Origin of the sequence: Pseudomonas cuatrocienegasensis, assembly GCF_900110925.1 — a bacterium.
GTDB classification, from domain to species: Bacteria; Pseudomonadota; Gammaproteobacteria; order Pseudomonadales; family Pseudomonadaceae; genus Aquipseudomonas; species Aquipseudomonas cuatrocienegasensis.
Map to the genome: position 1 here is coordinate 361,678 of NZ_FOFP01000002.1, position 21,697 is coordinate 383,374.

A 21,697-nucleotide genomic window follows, 5' to 3' on the forward strand; every position below is an offset into this window, starting at 1 on the left:
TACACTCCGCTTTTTCGCTTGAGTTCGCCTTGCCTAGCCTTCGCTCGCTACGCTTTAAAAACAACTTTTGGGTAGCAGCTTTGTAGGATGGGTTGAGCATCGCGATACCCATCACGCTCATTATGGGTATCGCTGCGCTCAACCCATCCTACGGTCTCGATTGCCTGCACATGCCTATCCATTCCCCCTGGCGCACCGACTTCCCTGGCATTCTGGCCCTTGCGGCCGAAGGCCAGACCTACCTGGACAGCGCCGCCACCGCGCAAAAGCCCCAGGCCATGCTTGATGCCCTGCTCGGCTATTACGCCGGCGGCGCCGCCAATGTGCACCGCGCCCAGCATCTGCCGGGCGAGCGCGCGACTCGCGCCTTCGAGGCCACGCGGGCAAAAGCCGCGCGCTGGCTGAACGCCCCTGCTGCCGAGCAACTGATCTTCACCCGCAGTGCCACCGAGGCGTTCAACCTGCTGGCCTATGGCTTGGAGCAGCGCTTTCAGCCGGGTGATGAGATCGTTATCAGCGCCCTGGAACACCACGCCAACCTGCTGCCCTGGCAGCAACTGGCGTTGCGCCGTCAGCTCAAACTGGTGGTGCTGCCGCTGGATCACAGCGGCCTGATCAACCTGGACCAGGCCGCGCAGTTGATCACCCCGCGCACTCGGCTGTTGGCGATCAGCCAGCTGTCCAACGTGCTCGGCAGTTGGCAGCCGCTTGCCCCGCTACTGACATTGGCCCGCGCCCAGGGCGCACTGAGCGTGGTCGATGGCGCCCAGGGCGTAGTCCATGGCCGGCCGGATGTGCAGGCACTGGACTGCGATTTCTACGTCTGCTCCAGCCACAAACTCTATGGCCCGGACGGCGTCGGCCTGCTTTACGGCCGCAATGACGCGCTGCAGCAGTTGGCGCCCTGGCAGTTTGGCGGCGAGATGCTGCTGCACACCGACTACGCCAGCGCCACCTTCCGCCCCGCGCCCCTGGGTTTTGAGGCCGGCACGCCGCCGATTGCCGCGGTGATCGCCCTGGGCGCCGCCATCGACTACCTGGGCAGCCTCGACGCCAGTGCCGTCAGTGCCCACGAAGCCACCCTGCATGCCGAATTGCTCAGCGGCCTGCAGCAGCGCCGCGGCGTGCGTGTATTGGGTTCACCGAACGTCGCCCTGGCCAGCTTTGTGGTCGAGGGCGTGCACCATGCCGACCTCGCCCACCTGCTGAGTGAGCAAGGCATTGCCGTGCGCGCCGGTCACCACTGCGCCATGCCGCTGCTGCAAGGGCTTGGCCTCAGCGGCGCAGTTCGCGTGTCCCTGGGCGTGTATAACGATGGCGACGACCTGCAGCGCTTTTTCAACGCGCTGGATCAAGCCCTGGAGTTGCTGCAATGAGCCTGCCCGCTACGGCGCAAAGCGCGTTGGACGCCTTCGCCGCCTGCCCCGGCTGGGAGCAGCGCGCGCGCCTGCTGATGCAGTGGGGCGATCAGCTCGCACCGCTCACCGATGCCGAGCGCTGTGAAGCGAACCGGGTAACCGGCTGCGAAAGCCAGGTCTGGTTGCTGGCCGAGCACGCGGACGGGCACTGGCAGTTTCGCGCCAGCAGTGATGCGCGCCTGCTACGCGGTCTGCTGGCTCTGTTGTTGGCCCGGGTCAATGGCCTGACCCGGGCCGAGATGGCGCACCTGGACCTGCCGGCCTGGTTTAGCCAGCTTGGCCTGGCCCGTCATCTGTCACCCTCGCGCAGCAATGGCCTGCAGGCTGTGCTGGCGCGCATGCAGCTGCTCGAGAGCGCTGATCAGGGCGCAGGGGCGCCAACCATCAGCTAGCCGATTGCCGCTCCGCAGGCCTGCGCGTGCCGGCCACCAGCTTATCGACCACCCGTGCGGCGGCGATCATGCCGAAGGTCGCGGTGACCATCATCACCGCGCCCATTCCACCCGCGCAGTCGAGCCGTACTCCATCACCGACGAACACCTTCGAGGCGCAGACGCTGCCGTCCGGCTTGGGGTAGCGCAGTTGCTCGGTGGAATACACGCAGGGCACGCTGTAGTTGCGCCCCGCGGTGCGGGAAAAGCCGTAGTCGCGGCGCAGGGTGGAGCGCACCTTGGAAGCCAGGGGGTCGTTCCAGGCTTTGTTCAGGTCGCCGACCTGGATCTGCGTGGGGTCGATCTGCCCACCTGCGCCGCCAGTGGTAATGATCTGAATCTTGCGCCGCTTGCACCAGGCGATCAGCGCCGCCTTGGCGTTGACGCTGTCGATGCAGTCGATCACCGCATCCAGCTGCTCGGTGATATACACAGCCATGGTCTCGCGGGTGACGAAATCCGCCACCGCATGCACCACACAGGCCGGGTTGATGGCGCGGATGCGCTCGGCCATGACTTCGACCTTGGCCTGGCCAACGGTGCTGTTCAAGGCATGCAACTGCCGGTTAGTGTTGCTGATGCACACGTCGTCGAGGTCGAACAGGGAGATTTCCCCGACCCCGGAGCGGGCCAGGGCTTCAGCCGCCCAGGAGCCGACACCGCCGATCCCCACCACAGCCACATGGGCGGCGGCCAGGCGCTCGGCTCCCTCACGCCCATACAGGCGCGCAATGCCGGCAAAGCGCTGTTCATCGAGCTGCATCCACCACCCCCGCAATCGTTTCAGGCGCGCATTATAGGAAGCTGACCGGCATCCCCCAAGCCTTGCCTGCACAGGCGAGTCGAACCAAGACTGTGGCGCCGTGATCCAAGCCTGTACGCGGGTGCTGTCAGCCGCTATACAGTCACCAGACGCCGGAGTAGCATGCGCGCCAACCGGCGTTCGCCGGCTTTCCCCCAGTTCCCCGCTTCGGAACCTGATACCGCCATGCCTTCGCGTAAATTCGGACTCAACCTGATCGTCTTTCTGGTGATCGCTGCCTTGTTCACCGGCTTCTGGGCGCTGTACAACCGCCCGGTGACCGCCCCGGACTGGCCCGAGCAGATTGCCGGCTTCTCGTATTCGCCCTTCCGCCAGGGCCAGAATCCGCAGCAGGACATCTACCCCAACGACGACCAGATCCGTGAGGACCTGGAGCTGCTCAGCAAGCACACTGACAATATCCGCACCTATTCAGTGGACGGCACCCTGGAGCGCATCCCGCTGCTGGCCGAAGAATTTGGCCTGCGCGTGACCCTGGGTGTGTGGATCAGCCCGGACGAAGAGCGCAACGAACGGGAGATGGCCAAGGCCATCGAGATCGCCAATAACTCGCGCAGCGTGGTGCGTGTGGTGGTGGGCAACGAAGCCCTGTTCCGCCGGGAAATCACCACCCAGAACCTGATCAAATACCTCGACCGCATGCGCGCAGCGGTCAAGGTACCGGTCACCACGTCCGAGCAGTGGCACATCTGGGACGAATACCCGGAGCTGGCCGAACACACCGATCTGGTCGCCGCCCACGTGCTGCCGTACTGGGAATTCATCCCCATGGAGGACTCGACCCAGTTCGTCCTCGACCGCGCCCGCGACCTGAAAAAACTCTTCCCGAAAAAGCCCCTGCTGCTCTCGGAAGTCGGCTGGCCGAGTAACGGCCGCATGCGTGGCGGTGCCGATGCCAGCCAGGCGGACCAGGCCATCTACCTGCGCACCCTGGTCAACACGCTCAACGCCCAGGGCTACAACTACTTCGTCATCGAAGCCTTCGACCAGCCCTGGAAGATCAGCGACGAAGGTTCGGTGGGTGCCTATTGGGGCGTCTACAACCTTGAGCGCCAGGCCAAGTTCAACTTCGAAGGCCCGGTAGTTGCCATCCCGCAGTGGCGCCTGTTGGCCATCGCCTCGGTGGTCATGGCCCTGATGGCCCTGGCCCTGATGCTGATCGACGGCAGCAGCCTGCGCCAGCGCGGCCGTACCTTCCTCACCGTCGTAGCCTTCGCCGGCGGCTCGGCCCTGGTGTGGATCGGCTACGACTATAGCCAGCAGTACAGCACCTGGTTCAGCACCCTGGTGGGTTTGCTGCTGGGCGTCGGCGCCATCGGTGTGTTTATCGTGCTGCTCACCGAAGCCCACGAACTGGCCGAAACCGTGTGGACGCAAAAACGTCGCCGACCATTCGAACCGGTACTCGGCGACAGCGCGTTCCGCCCCAAGGTGTCGATCCACGTGCCCTGTTACAACGAGCCGCCGGAGATGGTCAAACAGACCCTCGATGCCCTGGCCAAGCTCGACTACCCGAACTTTGAAGTGTTGATCATCGACAACAACACCAAAGACCCGGCCGTGTGGGAGCCGGTGCAGGCCTACTGTGAAGAGCTAGGCCCGCGCTTTCGCTTCTTCCATGTGTCGCCATTGGCCGGCTTCAAGGGCGGTGCGCTGAACTACATCCTGCCGCACACGGCGCCCGACGCCGAGGTTGTAGCCGTGATCGATGCCGACTACTGCGTCGACCCCAACTGGCTCAAGTACATGGTGCCGCACTTCGCTGACCCGAGCATTGCCGTAGTGCAGTCGCCGCAGGACTACCGCGACGGCAAGGAGAGCATCTTCAAGAAGCTCTGCTACGCCGAGTACAAGGGCTTCTTCCACATCGGCATGATCACCCGCAACGACCGCAACGCGATCATCCAGCACGGCACCATGACCATGATCCGCCGTAGCGTGATGGACGAGCTGAAGTGGGCCGACTGGACTATCTGCGAAGACGCCGAGCTGGGCCTGCGCGTGTTCAAGAAGGGCTACGCCGCTGCCTACGCGCACAACAGCTTCGGTCAGGGCCTGATGCCCGACACCTTTATCGACTTCAAGAAGCAACGCTTCCGCTGGGCCTATGGCGCCATTCAGATCATGAAGGGCCACGCGCGTAGCCTGTTTCTGGGTAAAGACTCGCAACTCAAGCGCGGCCAGCGCTACCACTTTATCGCCGGCTGGCTGCCGTGGGTTGCCGATGGCCTGAACATCTTCTTCACCGTCGGCGCCCTGCTCTGGTCTGCGGCCATGATCATCGTGCCGCAGCGGGTCGACCCGCCGTTGCTGATCTTCGCCATCCCGCCACTGGCGCTGTTCGTATTCAAGGTAGGCAAGATCGTCTTCCTCTACCGCCGCGCGGTCGGGGTCAACCTCAAGGATGCCTTCTCCGCAGCGCTGGCCGGTCTGGCGTTGTCGCACACCATCGCCAAGGCGGTGCTGTATGGCTTCTTCACCACCAGCATCCCGTTCTTCCGTACGCCGAAGATGCGCAGCAGCCACGGTATGCTGATGGCCCTGTCGGAAGCCCGCGAAGAAGTATTCATCATGCTTCTGCTGTGGGGCGCGGCTGTAGGCATCGGCATCGTCCAGGGCCTGCCAAGCGCCGACGTGAAGTTCTGGGTGGCCATGCTGCTGGTGCAGTCGCTGCCGTACCTGGCCGCGCTGATCATGGCGCTGCTGTCGTCGCTGCCCAAGCCCATCGAAGAAACTGACGATCAACCTGTCGCGGTTTAATCCGCGCGCAGCACATAGCAGACGGCGGCCAAGGGCCGCCGTTTTGCTTTAAGATGTCGACCTTTCCCGCACTGCCCGCCCTGGAGCCGCAATGACCGCCCCGTCCACGCCCCTCACGCCCACCCTGGAACTGGCCTGCGACCTGATCCGTCGCCCTTCGGTGACACCGGTCGACGAGGGCTGCCAGGAACTGATGATGCGCCGCCTGGCCGCCATCGGCTTTGCGCTCGAACCCATGCGCATCGAAGACGTGGACAACTTCTGGGCCAGCCACGGCCAGGACGACGGCCCGGTGCTGTGCTTCGCCGGCCACACCGACGTAGTCCCCACCGGCCCGTTGCAGGCCTGGCAACACCAGCCATTCGACGCCCTGATCGACGCCGACGGTATGCTCTGCGGGCGCGGCGCGGCTGACATGAAGGGCAGCCTGGCCTCGATGATCATCGCCGTGGAGCGCTTTGTCGCCGAGTACCCGCTGCACAAGGGGCGCATCGCCTTCCTGATTACCAGCGACGAAGAAGGCCCGGCCCATCACGGCACCAAAGCCGTAGTCGAGCGCCTGCGCGCGCGCAATGAGCGTCTGGACTGGTGCATCGTCGGCGAGCCCTCGAGCACCACCCTGGTCGGTGACGTGGTCAAGAACGGCCGCCGTGGCTCCCTCGGCGCCACCCTCACCGTGCGCGGCAAGCAGGGCCACGTGGCCTACCCGCACCTGGCGAAGAACCCGATTCACCTCGCCGCCCCGGCCCTGGCCGAACTGGCTGCCGAACACTGGGACGCCGGCAACGCCTTCTTCCCGCCGACCAGCTTCCAGGTGTCCAACCTCAACGCCGGCACCGGCGCGACCAACGTCATCCCCGGTGAGCTGAAGGCGGTGTTCAACTTCCGTTTCTCCACCGAGTCAACGGTCGAAGGCCTGCAGCAGCGGGTCAATGCCATCCTCGACAAGCATGGCCTGGACTACCACATCGACTGGGCGCTGTCGGGCCTGCCGTTCCTCACCGAGCCGGGTGCACTGCTAGACGCCGTCGCCGCCAGCATCCGCAGCGTCACCGGCCGCGAAACTACGCCGAGCACCAGCGGCGGCACCTCGGACGGGCGCTTTATCGCCACTCTGGGCACCCAGGTGGTCGAGCTTGGCCCGGTCAACGCCACCATCCACCAGATCGACGAGCGCGTGCTGGCCAGCGACCTGGATGTGCTGACCGAAATCTATTACCAGACCCTGGTCAAGCTGCTCGCCTGACCCTGCCGCCCGGCGCCGCGCGCCGGGTTTCGTCCGCACAGCCTTCGGAACGCCCCATGCTCACCTGCCCCCTCTGCCAAGGCGCCCTCAGCGCCGTCGACAACGGCGTTGTCTGCCCAGCGGGGCACCGCTTCGACCGTGCGCGCCAGGGCTACCTGAACCTGCTGCCGGTGCAGCACAAGAACAGCCGCGACCCCGGCGACAACGCCGCCATGGTCGAAGCCCGGCGGCGCTTTCTCGACGGCGGCCACTACGCTCCGCTGGCGGCGCGCCTCGCCGAGCTGGCCGCCGAGCGCAGCCCGGCACGCTGGCTGGATATCGGCTGTGGTGAGGGTTACTACACCGCCCAGCTCGGCGCCGCCCTGCCCCAGGCCGACGGCTACGCCCTGGACATCTCCCGCGAAGCGGTGAAACGCGCCTGCAAGCGCGCACCGCAGCTCACCTGGCTGGTCGCCAGCATGGCCCGCGTGCCGCTGGCCGACGCCAGCTGCAACCTGCTGGCCAGCGTGTTCAGCCCGCTCGATTGGCAAGAAGCCCAGCGCCTGCTTGCCCCCGGTGGCGGCCTGCTGCGCATGGGGCCGACCCGCGAGCACCTGATGGCGTTACGGCAAAAGCTGTATGACGAAGTGCGCGACTACGACGACGAAAAACACCTGGAGCTGATCCCACCCGGCATGCGCCTGGCCCACAGCGAAACCCTGCGCTTCACCCTGCACCTGGACAGCGAACAAGCCCGCGCCGACCTGCTGGCCATGACCCCCCACGGCTGGCGCGCCAGCGCCGAACGCCGCGCCGCGGTCATCGCCGCACCCTTAGAAGTCGGCGTGGCCATACGCTACGATTGGATCGAACGCTGCTAACCAGGCCGCCCCGCGCGCCCTACACGCACCCCACCACAGAGGCCCGTATGCGCCAACCGGATATCGAGATCTACCTCAAGGATGCCGACCACCAGGCCATCGCCCAATGGCTGGGCGAAGCCCTCGGCCCCTGCAGCACCTGGCAGCAAAAAGGCCAGACCTACAAATGCCAGGCCGGCGACATACCCGTCACCTGGCTGCCCAAAGCCGTCGGCAAATGGCACAGCCTGCTCCTCGAAAGCGCCAACACCCCCTGGCCCGACGACCTCGCCTGCGCCCAGGCCGCCTACGCCGCCCTAGGCGTAGAAGTCCGCTGCGCCCCCGGCAGCTGGGAAGAAAGCGAAAGCGACGAACAAGCCGACCGCTGGATGCGCATCAGCGACGACGGCGTCGAAGAAATCACCTGGCGCACAGGCTAAGCCGCAGCAGCACCAACGGCTAACACCCCTACGCTCCTACCTCCCCCTGTAGGAGCGAATTTATTCGCGATGCTGTTGCCCATCGCAAACATGCCTGCCCGCCCCAATCGCATCGACATCACCACGCCCCCACTCAGGCAAGACAACACCGCGCGAAAAATCGACAAGCACCGACGAATGAACGAAATAGGCACCCGCCCTATTACGCATTCAGCAGCAGCCACTTCAATCAGATACCAATAACGAAAAAAGCGCATAACCCGCGCCCCACCTGCAATAGACAGGCTCCGCGAGAATCGAGTAGTGTCTCCGGCATATCTGCACACGCATCTGATCGAGCGAACGAAGCCGTCCAACCGTGGTGTATAACACCCTTATACGGTCGCAGGACTGCTGAAGGCCTTGGCTTAGATAGGGATAGCGAGAGGAACAAGGAATGTTAGCACCACGCCTGTTCGGGGAGTTATACACCAGTTGGTGTCTATTTATAGTTAGGCACCATGGAGATAATTTGCATGGACGTTACACCAAACCAATTGTTTGCTTTCGCCATTTACGAAATCCGGCAATTGCTCGCCCATCATTTAGGTAGCGACGACAATTCTGATCCAGCGGTAAAAGCTGCAGCCCATCTGGCATATGCTCTCCATAACCAAGCTGACGTTATCTTGCAAGACCGCACATTTGATCCTCAGCAGGCTATAGAATCTCTGAACGCAATAGATCGAATGCTGGCAACCAATTTTCAAGCTAGATTCTTACAATCAGTTAGCCATGATGCCTAACTAGTGGTTCAAATCGTTCGCTTCGCTCACTGGGACGGGCTAAAGCCCGCCCCTTAACCAAACGTTATGCCTTCACTTCAGATATCACCGCCACGCAACTCATTGAAAGGAGACTAAAGTGAAATACTTAAAAATCGTGCTAACCGCAATAACAGTCAGCAGCATTCTTGGCTGCGCATCAAACAACAACATAGATACAAGTAACTTGGTTCTTGTAAAAGAAAATCATGCAACAATAATCAGAGACGGCAATAGCTATATTCTTGATAGTTACATAATACCGTTTCAGCAGCCGTACTACATCACCGTCAAACGCAACGACAAAAAGCCAATTTCTTTGACCGAAGCATCAGAAGTCGCAGAAGAGTACATTCAACCAAGAGGATGCACTGAGCCACTGGCTCGCCGCCCTGATCTTGACAAATCAAACGCCGATAAAACTCAATGGCTTATTGGAGTTGAATGCTAGCGGATAATGAGTGCATAACAAATGGTATATGGACTCTCCCCACAAGCAGTGAGTTAAGCTTTTCTTCTGCACCTGTCGTCAGCGCGCTTGCAGTCGTATATCCGGCCTGCGCTTGGCGCTTGGCGCTTGGCCCTTGCCATTCTGTAATGCGCGCCACGGGGCCAGACGTTGAATTGGTGCGCGCCCGGTGGTGGATGGAAAAAGCGTCATCCACCCTACGGCCTCGCCTGTTAAATAGCTGTTCACCACAGCCACATGGAACCATCCGCCTTTTTGGTCCCCACCGGCATGACTGTCGCGTTGCCAATTACCACTAAGCCATCGTCCCACTCGAAACACACTTTCAAACTGTCGCGCAGTTATTGATAACGCTTGTCATTAAGAATAGTATCCGCGTCCTTTTCTCTGCCAAGGATCGTCCATGCGGCGCTTTCTCCTCCCGATGCTCGCGGTGCCTGCCCTCGCGTGCCCTGTAGCGGCTTTTGCTGAAACAACCCCAGAAACGCCCTTGTCTCTTGAGTCGATGGAGATCACCACCTCGGCCGAACGTGCCGATGGGCCGGTGGAGGGTTACCGGGCAACGCGTTCGGCGAGTGCGACGCGCACGGATACGCCCATCCATGAAACGCCACAGGCGATCAGCGTGGTCCCGGCGCAGGTGGTGCAGGACATTGGCGCCACGCGATTGGAGGATGCGCTGGACTACGCTGGCGGCGTGGAGCGTGGCAACAACTTTGGCGGGCAAGGTCTGACAGAGTTTCTGGTGCGCGGCTTCAGCACTCAGGAGTTCTACCGCAATGGTTTCGCGGTGAACCGTGGTTATCCGAACATGCCCGATGCCAGCACGCTGGAGCGCATCGAGGTGCTGCGGGGGCCGGCTTCGATGCTATATGGGCGTGGCGATCCGGGCGGTACCTTCAATATCGTCAGCAAACAGCCCCAGGCCCAGCGCCGCACGGTGCTCGGCAGCCAGGTCGATACCCAGGGCCTGCGCCGCGGCACCCTGGACACCACCGGCGCTCTGGACGAGAGCGCGGCCTTTACCTATCGCCTCAACCTGGTGGCCGAGGGCAGCGACAGTTTCCGCGATCATGTGCAGAGCGAGCGCTACAACATTGCGCCGGTCCTGCGCTGGCAGCTCAATGAAGACACGGCAGTGATCCTCGAGGGTGACTACCTGCACAACCGACACCCGCTGGACCGCGGTGTCACGCGCTACTCCACGCAGGCCGGCAAGCTGTCGCGTGATCGTTTTCTCGGCGAGGAAAGCGCCGGCAAGTTGACCAACCAGAACGCCACCACGCAGCTGCGTGTCGAGCACCAGCTTGATGACCAGTGGGCTGTGCGCGGCGGCGTGCAGTACCTGGACGGTAGCCTGGATGGCGGTGCCGTCGAGAATAATGGCCTGGCCGCCGACGGCCGCACCGTTGGCCGCAACTACAGCGAGCGCTGGCTGAACTGGAACGACTTCGCCGCCCAGACCAACCTGGAAGGCCACTTCGACACCGCTGGGCTGCAGCACACACTGTTGCTGGGTCTGGAATACGATGAGTACAACTACAACTCGCTGATCAGGCGTTCGGCTAATGGGGTAAATGCTTTCCCCATCGACCTGTACAACCCGGTCTATGGCCAGGCATTACCCGCACTGACCCGAACCACCACCCATGACGACGAAAACCTCAAGACCTACGCCTTCTACCTGCAGGACCAGATCGAGCTGACCGAGCGCCTCAGCGCACAGATCGGTGCCCGCCTGGAGCGGTTCGAGCAGCGTTATGTCGACAAGCTCTCCAGCACGAGCTCCTGGGACCAGGCGCACAATGCCGTTTCCCCGCGCTTCGGGCTGATCTACGACCTGACCGAGGCGCTGGCGGTTTATGCCAACACCTCGCGCTCGTTCAAGCCCAACCGTGGCGCCGACCGCACCAGCCAGGCGTTCGACCCCGAAGAAGGCATCGCTCATGAGCTCGGTATCAAGTACGAGTTGCCGGAGCATGACCTCAGCGTGACGGCGGCGGTGTACCACATCACCAAGGAAAACGTGCTGACCAGCGACCCGCTGAATACCGCTTCTGAGAACTTCCAGGTCGCGGCTGGCGAGGTACGCAGCCGCGGTTTCGACCTCAGCGTGGCGGGCAATATCACCCCCGAGTGGCGGGCCATCGGTGGTTACGCCTATGTGGATGCGCAGGTCACCGACAGCTCGACCACCAGCATGCCGGTCGGCACGCGCCTGGCCAATGTGCCGCGCCATAGCCTTAATCTGCTCAACACCTACGAGTTTGCCGGCGGCTCGCTGGACGGGCTCGGCCTTGGGGTGGGCGTCAAATACGTGGGTGATCGCTACGGCAGCACCTCGAACACCGCATTCGACATGAGCGCCTACACCACCGTGGACCTGCTGGCGTACTACCCGCTGACCGAGCGCGTTCGCCTCAACCTGAACCTGAACAACCTGTTCGACGAGGACTACGAGGAGCGCGCCTGGGGTAACATCTGGGCGTATCCAGGCGCGCCTCGCACCTTGCAGGCCGGGATATCGGTCACGCTGTAACGCGGCCGACAGCCTGCTTTGAGGCAGGCTCAAAGAAGCAGCGCCGATGATGCCAGTCAGCTCAGTTGACTGGCATTTTTTATAGGGGATGCGTGGGTTAAATGCGCGGATACCGACCGTAGGGTGCGCCGCGCGCACCGCCGTGTTTACCGCGTGACGGGCTGGTGCGCACGACCTAAGTGGCCCCGCTTACGCTTGGTGCAGCTGCGTGGAGGGGATCGCCCGCAAGCGGGCTCCTACGAGCGCTAAATCTTTAATATTTGATCGTTCCCACGTCGAGACGTCGAACCGTCCGCATGGGCATGCAGCCAGAGACGCTCCGCGTCTCGCGACAACGGACGCAGAGGGTCCCACGCGGGGTTACCACGCAGAGCGTGGGCACCATCGAGATGTCCCCACCGGGGCCGCAGCACCATGCCGCTGGGCAAAATAAAGGCCACTGTATTTCTCCGGGTGATGGTGTGATTCAATAAAAACGTGTGCACTTTTGCTGACTGCTGCTCAAGGAAACCTGCATGCCAGTACCGCCCCCCTATTATCGCGCGAGTGAGCAGTTCGAGCGTTTTATGCTCGATGCCCGCGACGCGGCCGAACTTCACACCACCAATATGGCCTGGAATATGGTGGTCGGTGTTTTGCAGGCGTTTCGGCGGCGCGTATCGCTAAAAAATGCGCTGCTGTTTGCCAATTTATTGCCTCCTGGTATTCGTGCGCTCTTTGTTGCTGACTGGGACGCTGATGAAACCGTGCACCCGTTTGTCAGCCCTGCCGAGCTGCTGCGGGAGATCCGCAGCGTTCGCACGGCCCACAATTTCGCCCCGGACAATGCACACCTGGCCGTTGCCATTGCTTTACGCCGCAATGTCGACACACAAGCACTCGATGGTCTGCTGCAGCAAATCGGTGAGGAGGCCTATCGTTTCTGGTTTGTAGAGCCTGACGTCATGCGGCGCGCGCCCCAAACACGTGAGCTTTTGATTCAATGCCGGGCAGATTGAACGGCGTTAGGCGAGATCGGCGTCAGCGTTAATTCAGTTTTTATCCTCTCGAGGCCCCTGTGGACACCACGGTCTTTCTCGCCGTTATTGCTGCCGCTGCTCTGCATGCCGGCTGGAACGCCCTGCTGAAAATCGGCCTCGACCGTTTTCTCACCGCCACGCTGATTCAAATCGGCGCCGGCCTGGTGGCCCTCTGTGGGTTACCGCTGGTGGCCATGCCGGCCGCGGCGGCCTGGCCGTGGATTGCCTTGTCGGCACTGCTGCACATTGGCTACAACGTATTCCTTTCCCGGGCCTATCAGTACGGCGACCTTGGCCAGGTGTACCCCATCGCGCGGGGCAGTTCGCCGCTGTTCGTCGCGCTGTTGTCGCTGCTGCTGTTGCACGACAGCCTGGGGACGGGGCAATGGCTGGGGTTGCTGACGCTGGTGCTGGGCATCTGGCTGATGGCCATGCGCGGCGGGCATGGCAAGGCGCCGCCACCCGCGTTGCTGTTCTGCGCCTTGATGACCGCGCTGTTTATCGCCGGTTACACCCTGAGTGATGCCCTGGGCGCGCGGGCCAATGGCGATGCGCTGTCCTATTCACTGTGGCTGTTTGCGGTAAACGGTGTAGTCATGGGGGTGGTACTGGCGGTCACCCGTGGGCCACGGGCGTTTCTGCAGTTGGGTGGACATTGGCGCGGTGGCCTGGCCGGCGGTGCGATGTCGATGGCGGCGTACAGCATCGTTATCTGGGCCATGACCCAGGCACCGGTGGCGCTGGTCTCGGCGCTGCGCGAAACCAGCGTGCTGTTTGCCGTGCTGCTCGGTGCGGTGCTGCTCAAGGAGCCGCTGCGGCCGATCCGTTTAATCGCCTGCGCGGTGATTACGGCGAGCGTGGTGCTGATGAAGCTGGCGTAAGCCTGCGCCCTGTCGAGAGAGTTTTGCCCGGCGCCCGGGCTTGCGTCACACTAGCGCCCCCCGAGCACCCGCTCGTTTGCATAGCCAGCAGACCTCAGAATGACCCGCTCCCCGTTCCGCCGCCTCGTGTTTGGCACCCTGCGCCGCCTGTTGTACCTCTGGGTACGCTCGGAGACCATCAACCAGTCGGCCTTTACCCTCAAGCTGGACCGCAGCAAGCCGGTGTTTTTCGTGCTGCAACAGCCGTCGCTGAGCGATTTGGCGGTGGTCGACCGCGAATGCAGCAAGGCGGGCTTACCACGGCCGGTGGTGCCGGTGGCGGTGGGTGAGCACATCGAGCCTTCGGCCTTCTTTTACCTGACGCCGGAGCCGGACTGGCTGGGCCGCCAGGACAAGCGCGGGATTTCGCCAACCCTCGAACGGCTGGTCAGCGCCCTTGGCCAGCAGGCGGTCGACGATGCGCAGATCGTTCCGGTGAGCGTGTTCTGGGGCCAATCGCCAGACCACGAAACCAGCCCCTGGAAACTGCTGTTCGCCGACAGCTGGGCAGTCACCGGGCGTCTGCGCAAGTTGGTCAGCATCCTCATTCTGGGGCGCAAGACCCGCGTGCAGTTCGCCGCGCCCATCCACCTGCGCGAGCTGGTCGAGCAGGACAAGGGCCACGAGCGCACCCTGCGCATGGTCCAGCGCATCCTGCGGGTGCACTTTCGCAACCAGAAGGCCGCGGTCATCGGCCCGGACGTGTCGCACCGGCGCAACCTGGTCAAAGGCCTGGTCCACGGCCCTTTGGTGCGCCAGGCGATTCTGGATGAAGCCGAGCGCGAGAAGATCAGCGTGGAGAAGGCCGAAGCTCAGGCGCTGCGCTACGGCAATGAGATCGCCTCGGACTACACCTACACGGTGATCCGCTTTATGGAGCTGGTGCTCTCCTGGTTCTGGAACAAGATCTACGACGGCATCAAGGTCAACCATATCGAAGGTGTACAGGACATCGCCCAGGGCCATGAGGTGATCTATGTGCCCTGCCACCGCAGTCATATCGACTACCTGCTGCTGTCCTACCTGCTGTTCAAGAACGGCCTGACCCCGCCGCATATCGCCGCGGGTATCAACCTGAATATGCCGATTGTCGGTGGCCTGCTGCGCCGGGGCGGGGCGTTCTTTATGCGCCGCACCTTCAAGGGCAACCCGCTGTACACCGCCGTGTTCAACGAGTACCTGCACACCCTGTTCAGCAAGGGTTACCCGGTGGAGTACTTCGTCGAAGGTGGCCGCTCGCGCACCGGGCGCATGCTGCAGCCCAAGACCGGTATGCTCGCCATCACCCTGCGCAGCTACCTGCGTAGCCACCGTCTGCCGGTGGTCTTCGTGCCGGTATACATCGGCTACGAACGGGTGCTGGAAGGTCGTACCTACCTGGGCGAGCTGCGCGGCAAGAGTAAGAAGAAGGAGTCGATCTTCGACGTGTTCAAGGTCCTTGGCGCACTCAAGCAGCGCTTCGGCCAGGTGTGGGTCAACTTCGGGGAACCGATCAAGCTCAATGAATTTCTCGACCAGCAGCAGCCTGACTGGCGCGAACAAGAGCTGGCGCCGCAGTACCGCCCCGCCTGGCTGAACGAGACCACCAACCGCCTCGGCGAGCGCGTGGCGCGTCACCTCAACGAGGCCGCAGCGGTCAACCCGGTCAACCTGGTGGCCCTGGCGCTGCTCTCGACCAGCAAGCTGGCCCTGGACGACCGTGCCCTGGCGCGGGTGCTCGACCTTTACCTGGCCCTGCTGCGCGCGGTGCCCTACTCGCCGCACACCACTTTGCCGGATGGCAACGGCCAGGCACTGATCGAGTACGTGCAGGGCATGAACCTGCTTGCCGAGCAGAAGGACGCCCTGGGCAAGATTCTCTTTCTGGACGAGCACAATGCAGTCCTGATGACCTATTACCGCAACAACGTGCTGCACATTTTCGCCCTACCGGCGTTGCTGGCGAGCTTCTTCCAGAACAGCGGGCGGATCAGCCGCGAGCAGATCCTGCGCTATACCCAGGCGCTCTATCCTTACCTGCAGGCCGAGTTGTTTATCCGCTGGCAACGCGATGAGCTCGAAAGCGTAATCGACCAGTGGTTGGCGGCGTTCGTCGAGCAGGGCCTGCTCAAGGTGGAGAACGATGTCTACATACGCCCGGCCCCCAGCTCGCGCCAGTTCGTCCTGCTGACCCTGCTGTCGCGCGCCATCGCCCAGACGCTGCAACGCTTCTATATGGCCATCGCCTTGCTGCTCAACGCCGGGCAAAACAGCCTCAGCGCCGAAGCGCTGGAGGACCTGTGTACGGTCATGGCCCAGCGCCTGTCGATCCTGCATGGCCTCAATGCGCCGGAATTCTTCGACAAGAGCCTGTTCCGCCACTTTATCCAGCGCTTGCTCGACGAAGGCGTGCTGCGCCGCGACGAAGCCGGCAAACTCAGCCACCACCCGCTGCTCAGCGAACTGGCCGAAGGCGCTGCCAAGCGCGTACTGCCTGCGGAAATTCGCCTGTCGATCCGTCAGGTGACCATGGACAGCAGCGAGGACGCGGTCGAGCCGCTGTAAGCACCACTAAAGGCGGCGTTTCAGCGCTGCCTTTAGTGGTCACCCGTGAGTGTCGTCAGCCGCAAGGCGCTCTCATTCAGGCCATCTGTGCGCCGATCGTCACTAAGCGCGCAGCCCCTCAATACGTAGCTGACCTCCCCGCCACAGTTAAACGGAGTTCGCGCCTTGCGCTGCCGGGCAGTGGTGCGCGCCTCCTGCTCTACGAGCGTTTATCTGTACAAAACCTGTACATTTATAAATATATGTACAGGTTAAGTCCTGCTCAGACATAATGCCGGCCGCCTGTTGTTGCAGGCTGCCCCTCAGCTCGTGTCTTGCGCCTACCGCTACTCCCCAAAAAACTTCAGAAGGGCGCCCTCCGCAGAGTCAGGCATGCCCTCAGCAGGAGGTTCACCGTGTTTGCCAATCTGAGCATTTCGCAAAAACTCTATACCGGGTTCGGCGTCATCCTCCTGATTCTTCTCATGCTGGTTATCTCGACCTGGCACGGCTTCGATCAGGTCGATACGACAGTTAAACGCAACATTTACACGTATCAAGTCCTCGACGAATCCGCTGACTTATTGACCAATCTGCTCAACATCCAGACCGGAATGCGCGGCTTCGTCATCAGTGGCCTGGACCCTTTTCTTACTCCGCTCAACGATGGCAAAACGGCCGTTCAGCAAAATATCAGCACTCTGCGCCGCCTCACCCAGGACAACCCAGCCCAGCAGCAACGCCTGGATAGACTCAACACCTTGTACGACCAATGGTTTACCGAGGATGTAACCACCAGCGTCGAGTTGCGCCGGCAAGTAACGGCAGGCTCGCAGCCGATGGACGCCGTGGTGCAGCACGTCAGCGCAGGCACCGGAAAAGCCAAGGTTGACGCCATGCGCGCCCTGCTGAACGACATGGAGCATGAGGAGCAAGGCTTGTTAGCCGAGCGCACTGAAGCCATGCAAGCAGCCCAATCCATGGCGCTGATGATTCTGCTGATAGGTGGTCTGCTGGCCGCCGCCGTGGCGATTGCCGTGGCCTACAGCCTTTCGAGCAATATTGCCGGTCGCCTGCAGAAGGCAGTGGCGGTTACCCGCGCGATTGCCGAAGGGCGCCTGGATACTCGCATCGAACCTGCCGGGCGCGATGAAATCGGCGTTCTGCTGGATGCCTGCGCCAGCATGCAGCAACGCCTGCGCGAGATGATCGGGCAGATCCGTGCGGGTGCAGAGCAATTGGTCGGCGCCGCGCAGAATATTTCCAGCGCATCCACCCAGTTGTCGGTCTCGACCCAGGAACAATCCCAGGCCTCGTCGAGCATGGCTGCGACCGTCGAAGAGCTGACGGTGAGCATCAACCATGTGGCCGAAAGCGCTCGCGAGGCCCATGAGCTGTCCAGTGAGTCCGGCCGACAGTCAGCCGAAGGCGGCACGGTGATCCAGAACACCTTGTCGAGCATGCAGCGCATCGCCGAAACCGTACAGGGCGCTGCGGTGCAGATTGATGAACTGGGCAAGCAGTCCGACCAGATTTCCTCGATTGTCAGCGTGATCCGTGCAATCGCCGACCAGACCAACCTGCTGGCACTCAACGCCGCCATCGAAGCCGCTCGCGCGGGAGAACAGGGCCGTGGCTTCGCCGTGGTCGCCGACGAGGTCCGCCTGCTGGCTCAGCGCACGGCCAACTCCACCCAGGAAATTACCGAGATGATCAAGAAGATCCAGACCGGTACGCGCAGTGCGGTGAGCAATATGGAAGTCGGCGTGCAGCAGGTGAACAGTGGTGTTGAGCAGGCCAACCAGGCCGGCACAGCCATCGTCACTATCCGCGAAGCCTCCAGCCGCGTGGTCAGTGTGGTGGATCAGATCTCCCTGGCCCTGCGCGAACAAAGCGAAGCCAGCCAGGACGTGGCGCGCAACGTCGAACGCATCGCGCAGATGTCCCAGCAGAACAGCGAGGCCGTGGCCGACACCTCGCAAACCGCGCAAAACCTGCAGCAGCTGGCGGTAGCGCTGGAAAAACAGGTCGCCTCGTTCCGCTTGTAAGCAGCCTCACAGGCCCCGCAGTTTTCTGTGTGAGGGGCTGGGCGGCGCTCCCACAGAACTCGACTAGTGTCACGACACACATAATTGGTCGCTATCTGTAGGAGCGAATTTATTCGCGATAATCCTTGAAAGCGCTGAAAGCATCGCGGCTAAAGCGGAACGCCGCCCGGCCCCTCCCACGCTAGAACAAATCCATCTGCCCGCCGATGAGGGTGGCGAAATCGTCGCCCACGAACGGCAGGATGGCGTCGGCAATGGGTTGCAACTGGCGGCTGACGTAATGCCCGTAGTCGATGGGCGCGTGGCGCACTTCCAGGGGCTCGGGGCCGGCCTGAGTGATCAGGTAGCTGATCCAGCCTCCGCTCTGGTATTGCAGCGGGCGGCCCTGGGCGTGGTTGTGCTCGTCGGCCAGGCGCGCTGCGCGGACATGGGGCGGCACGTTGCGCTGGTAGTCATCAAGACGCCGGCGCAGGCGCTTGCGGTAGATCAGCAGCTCGTCCAGCTCACCGGCCAGGGTGCGTTGCACCGTTTCGCGAACATAGTCCTGGTAGGGCTGGCGCTCAAAAATGCGTCGGTACAGCTCTTGCTGAAACTGCCGGGCCAGGGGCGACCAGTCGGTGCGCACGGTTTCCAGGCCCTTAAAGACCATCTCATCCGGCCCGTCGCTGCGCCCAACCAACCCGGCATAGCGCTTCTTGCTGCCCTCCTCGGTGCCACGAATGGTCGGCATCAGAAAGCGTTTGTAATGCGTTTCGTATTGCAGCTCCAGGGCGCTGACCAGGCCCAGCTCCTGCGCCAGGTGCTCGCGCCACCACTGGTTGACCCGTGCCACCAGCGCCCGCCCAATCTGCGCCGCCGCGGCCTCGTCATGGGCCTGGCGCAGCCAGACGAAAGTGGAGTCGGTGTCGCCGTAGATCACCTGATAACCCTCGGCTTCGATCAGTGCACGGGTGCGCAACATGATTTCGTGGCCGCGCAGGGTGATCGACGACGCCAGGCGCGTATCGAAAAAACGACAGCCGCTGGAACCGAGCACACCGTAAAACGCGTTCATGATGATCTTCAGCGCCTGGGACAGCGGCTGGTTGTGCTCACGCTTGGCCGTCTCGCGGCCCTGCCAAACACGCTCGACAATCGCCGGCAGGCAGTGCCGCGTGCGCGAGAAGTACGCCCCGCGAAAGCCCGGCACGGCGTGCGCCGGGTCGGGCTCGCGCAGCCCCTCGATCAGCCCCACCGGGTCGATCAGAAAGGTGCGGATGATCGAGGGGTACAGACTCTTGTAATCGAGCACCAGCACCGACTCGTACAAACCGGGTTGCGACGCCATGACAAAGCCGCCGGGACTGGCCTGGGGCGGACGCTCACCCAAATTCGGCGCGACGAAGCCCTGGCGGTGCATCGCCGGCAAATACAGGTGAGTGAAGGCCGCCACCGAGCCGCCGCTGCGGTCGGCGGCCAGGCCGGTAACGGTGGCGCGCTCGAGGAGGAAGTCGAGGATTTTGGTGTGGGCGAAGATCCGCGTGACCAGCTCGCAGTCGCGCAGGTTGTAGCGCGCCAGCGCCGGCTTGTCCTCGGCGAACATGCGGTCGATCTCGTCCATGCGCTGGTACGGGTTGTCGATCGCCTTGCCTTCGCCGAGCAGGGTCTGGGCGACGTTCTCCAGGCTGAACGAGGGGAAGCTCCAGGTCGCCGAGCGCAGCGCTTCGATGCCGTCGATGATCAGCCGCCCGGCCGCCTCGGCAAAGTAATGGTTGCTGGCGCTACGGTGCGCGCGCCAGCCCATTTCGTCGCCACCACGGCCCAGGCGCAGCGGCACCTTGAGGCGCTGGGCATGCTCGTGCAGCACGCGCAGGTCGAACTGCACCAGGTTCCAGCCGATGATCGCATCGGGGTCGTGGGTCGCCAGCCAGGTGTTGAGGCGCTCCAGCAGCTCGGCGCGGCTGGCGCAGTAGCTCAAGTCGAAATCCAACGCGGTGGCATCGCCATTGGCCGGGCCCAGCATATACACGTGGCGCTGGCCGCAGCCCTGCAGGGCAATCGAATAGAGTTCGCCGCGCGAGGTGGTCTCGATATCCAGCGACACCAGGCGCAGTTGCGGGCGGTAGTCCGGCGCCGGACGGATCTGCGCATCGACCAGGCAACCCTCGACAGCGCTGCCGCCAAACTGCACCGGCGCGGTGATAAAGCGCTCCATCAGGTAGCGCTCCGGCGGACGGATATCGGCCTCGTACACATCCACCCCGGCGGCGCGCAGGCGTTTTTCCAGCGCCAGCAACTGACGGTACTGACGGCAGTAGAGGCCCACTACCGGGCGCTGGTGAAAGTCGCGCAACGCCAGGGCGCGCCACTCGAGATCGCGCTCGCCGGCCAGCAGTGCCTCGGCCTGGGCCTGCTGCTCCTGGGGCACGAAGGCCACGGAGGTTTGTGGCGGCACGCGAATGCGCTGCGGCCCCTGGTCGGTGGCCAGCCAGAAGTCGATCTCGGTGCCGCTCGGCGTTTCGCGCCAATGGCGAGTGAGGACAAAGCCCTGTTGCAGGTCCACCCTGAATCTCTGTAATACGCAATGACCGCTGATTCTACGTGGCTTGGGCGTGTCGCGCGCGCTCCACGCCGATTGGCGGCGCCCGCCGGGTCGGCTAAGCTCGTCTGACCGCTCCCCTGTCCATAGGTCTGCTCAATGCGCCGCATCCTCACTCTCGCTGCTGGTCTCGCCCTGTCCACCAGCGCGCTCGCCCTGTCGCTCGCCGACCTGACCCAAAGTGACGCCAGCGGCGGCCTCAAAGATGCCCTGACCCAGGGCGTGCAAGTGGCCGTCAAACAACTCGGCACGCCGGGCGGCTTCAGTAATAACCCGGACGTGCGCATCGAACTACCGGGCAACCTCGGCAAAGCGGCCAAGACCATGAAGATGATGGGCATGGGTGCCCAGGTCAGCCAGCTTGAAGCAAGCATGAACAAGGCCGCCGAAGCCGCCGTCCCCCAGGCTCAGGCGATCATCGTCGACTCGGTGAAGAAAATGAGCGTGCAGGACGCCAAGGGCATCCTCAGCGGGCCGCAAGATTCCGCCACCCAGTACCTGAACAAAAGCAGCCGTGAACAGATCCGTGCCAAGTTCCTGCCCATCGTCAAACAGGCCACCGACCAGGTCGGCCTGGCCAAGCAGTACAACAGCTTCGCCGGCCAGGCCGCGAGCTTCGGCGTGATCGACGCGAAAAGCGCCAATATCGAAAGCTATGTCACCGAGCAGGCGCTCGATGGCCTGTTCGAAATGATCGCCCAACAGGAAGCCAGCATCCGCGAAAACCCCGCCGCCGCCGCGACCAGCCTGGCGAAGAAGGTGTTTGGCGCGCTCTAAGCAAGCCATAGCGACCTGCCCTGGTAGCCTGGGTTGAGCGCAGCGATACCCAGGGATAGGCACA

At 62.9% G+C, this 21,697-nt stretch carries 15 protein-coding genes and 2 pseudogenes; 15 read left to right on the top strand and 2 right to left on the bottom strand.

From position 1 onward, the window contains the following. Window positions 1-170 precede the first annotated feature (170 nt). A complete protein-coding gene (locus BMW49_RS04545) occupies window positions 171-1,376 on the top strand; it encodes an aminotransferase class V-fold PLP-dependent enzyme (RefSeq protein WP_069516238.1) in 1,206 nt (401 codons plus the stop codon). Further along, on the top strand, window positions 1,373-1,810 hold the full coding sequence (locus tag BMW49_RS04550) for a SufE family protein (protein ID WP_069516102.1): 438 nt from the start codon (window positions 1,373-1,375) through the stop codon (window positions 1,808-1,810). Before BMW49_RS04545 ends, BMW49_RS04550 begins: the two co-directional genes overlap by 4 nt. On the opposite strand, the gene tcdA is transcribed toward BMW49_RS04550, so the two are convergent. Further along, window positions 1,803-2,612, bottom strand: coding sequence for a tRNA cyclic N6-threonylcarbamoyladenosine(37) synthase TcdA (tcdA, locus tag BMW49_RS04555; RefSeq protein ID WP_069516103.1), 810 nt, complete (start codon window positions 2,610-2,612; stop codon window positions 1,803-1,805). The genes BMW49_RS04550 and tcdA overlap by 8 nt on opposite strands. A 225-nt stretch (window positions 2,613-2,837) precedes the next feature. Between tcdA and BMW49_RS04560 the strand changes: the two genes are divergently transcribed. The 12 genes and pseudogenes from BMW49_RS04560 to BMW49_RS25535 all read left to right on the top strand — a co-directional run. Continuing rightward, the gene (locus BMW49_RS04560) at window positions 2,838-5,432 is read left to right on the top strand and encodes a glycosyltransferase (protein WP_069516240.1); all 2,595 of its coding nucleotides are present in this window, start codon (window positions 2,838-2,840) and stop codon (window positions 5,430-5,432) included. Window positions 5,433-5,523: 91 nt separating this feature from the next. Next, window positions 5,524-6,678, top strand: coding sequence for a succinyl-diaminopimelate desuccinylase (dapE, locus tag BMW49_RS04565; protein ID WP_069516104.1), 1,155 nt, complete (start codon window positions 5,524-5,526; stop codon window positions 6,676-6,678). A gap of 56 nt (window positions 6,679-6,734) precedes the next feature. After that, window positions 6,735-7,538, top strand: coding sequence for a putative RNA methyltransferase (locus BMW49_RS04570; RefSeq protein ID WP_069516105.1), 804 nt, complete (start codon window positions 6,735-6,737; stop codon window positions 7,536-7,538). Window positions 7,539-7,585: 47 nt separating this feature from the next. Next, the gene (locus BMW49_RS04575) at window positions 7,586-7,957 is read left to right on the top strand and encodes a hypothetical protein (RefSeq protein ID WP_069516106.1); all 372 of its coding nucleotides are present in this window, start codon (window positions 7,586-7,588) and stop codon (window positions 7,955-7,957) included. Between the two features lie 515 nt (window positions 7,958-8,472). Then, window positions 8,473-8,742 carry a hypothetical protein gene (locus BMW49_RS04580; protein WP_069516107.1) on the top strand — a complete coding sequence of 90 codons (270 nt, stop codon included), beginning with the start codon at window positions 8,473-8,475 and terminating at the stop codon, window positions 8,740-8,742. 118 nt (window positions 8,743-8,860) lie between these two features. After that, window positions 8,861-9,211 (top strand): hypothetical protein, encoded by a 351-nt coding sequence (locus BMW49_RS24440; protein WP_139133781.1) that lies wholly within the window; start codon window positions 8,861-8,863, stop codon window positions 9,209-9,211. 421 nt (window positions 9,212-9,632) lie between these two features. Then, entirely contained in the window at window positions 9,633-11,768 is a 2,136-nt protein-coding gene (locus BMW49_RS04585; protein WP_069516108.1) for a TonB-dependent siderophore receptor, read from the top strand. A gap of 515 nt (window positions 11,769-12,283) precedes the next feature. Next, the gene (locus tag BMW49_RS04590) at window positions 12,284-12,766 is read left to right on the top strand and encodes a DUF2267 domain-containing protein (RefSeq protein WP_069516109.1); all 483 of its coding nucleotides are present in this window, start codon (window positions 12,284-12,286) and stop codon (window positions 12,764-12,766) included. Window positions 12,767-12,825: 59 nt separating this feature from the next. Then, window positions 12,826-13,668: an EamA family transporter gene (locus BMW49_RS04595; RefSeq protein WP_069516110.1), complete on the top strand. Its 843-nt coding sequence runs from the start codon at window positions 12,826-12,828 to the stop codon at window positions 13,666-13,668. Between the two features lie 99 nt (window positions 13,669-13,767). Further along, window positions 13,768-16,251 (top strand): glycerol-3-phosphate 1-O-acyltransferase PlsB, encoded by a 2,484-nt coding sequence (plsB, locus tag BMW49_RS04600; RefSeq protein WP_069516111.1) that lies wholly within the window; start codon window positions 13,768-13,770, stop codon window positions 16,249-16,251. A 464-nt stretch (window positions 16,252-16,715) separates the two neighbouring features. Further along, window positions 16,716-17,423 (top strand): annotated as a pseudogene (locus BMW49_RS25530) (CHASE3 domain-containing protein); the annotation flags it as partial. Window positions 17,424-17,684: 261 nt separating this feature from the next. Beyond that, a pseudogene (locus BMW49_RS25535) lies at window positions 17,685-18,278 on the top strand (methyl-accepting chemotaxis protein); the annotation flags it as partial. A gap of 181 nt (window positions 18,279-18,459) precedes the next feature. Here the strand turns inward: BMW49_RS25535 and BMW49_RS04610 are convergent. Beyond that, the gene (locus BMW49_RS04610) at window positions 18,460-20,820 is read right to left on the bottom strand and encodes a DNA polymerase II (RefSeq protein ID WP_069516113.1); all 2,361 of its coding nucleotides are present in this window, start codon (window positions 20,818-20,820) and stop codon (window positions 18,460-18,462) included. Window positions 20,821-20,955: 135 nt separating this feature from the next. Between BMW49_RS04610 and BMW49_RS04615 the strand changes: the two genes are divergently transcribed. Beyond that, window positions 20,956-21,633: a DUF4197 domain-containing protein gene (locus BMW49_RS04615; protein WP_069516114.1), complete on the top strand. Its 678-nt coding sequence runs from the start codon at window positions 20,956-20,958 to the stop codon at window positions 21,631-21,633. The last annotated feature ends 64 nt before the right edge of the window (window positions 21,634-21,697 follow it).